Annotated in this window: 1 protein-coding gene; it reads left to right on the forward strand. The window is 69.4% G+C overall.

Annotation, left to right across the window (positions count from 1 at the left end; translation table 11 throughout):
- Positions 1 to 226, forward strand: a 226-nt coding sequence (locus NE591_RS13165) for a hypothetical protein (RefSeq protein ID WP_256156855.1), incomplete at its 5' end; no start/stop codon positions are given.
- Between the last annotated feature and the right edge of the window lie 159 nt (positions 227 to 385).

Consider the following 385-nt stretch of genomic DNA (forward strand, 5'->3'; position numbering starts at 1 on the left):
CTTCTGCGACGCCATGTTCGAGGTGGGCACGCCGCTCGAGCAGATCGGCTCGGTGGACAACGTGCCCGACTGGTGCGCCGAGAGCCTGGAAAACGCGCTGAGCGCGGGCGAGGCCACCGGTGGCGTACACGGCGCCTGCCGTCTGGGCTGCAACGGCACCCTCGACTGCCTCGTGAACGGCCGCATCGCCGGCCAGCAGGTGGCCGCGCTGGAACCCGTGGCCTAAGGCAAACGCCCCAGAGACGCGCTTTCAACCCTTCTGGGCGATGCGCCGGGCAGCCTTGAGGCCCTATCCTGCAGAGACCGCTCGCCCGGAGAAGCTCGTCCACGTAGTGATCGCCCTGGCAGGGAGCCGCGTACTGAAGGCCGTTGTCGTGGCCGGCGT

Origin of the sequence: Adlercreutzia sp. DFI.6.23 (assembly GCF_024462535.1) — a bacterium.
Lineage (GTDB): Bacteria > Actinomycetota > Coriobacteriia > Coriobacteriales > Eggerthellaceae > Adlercreutzia > Adlercreutzia rubneri.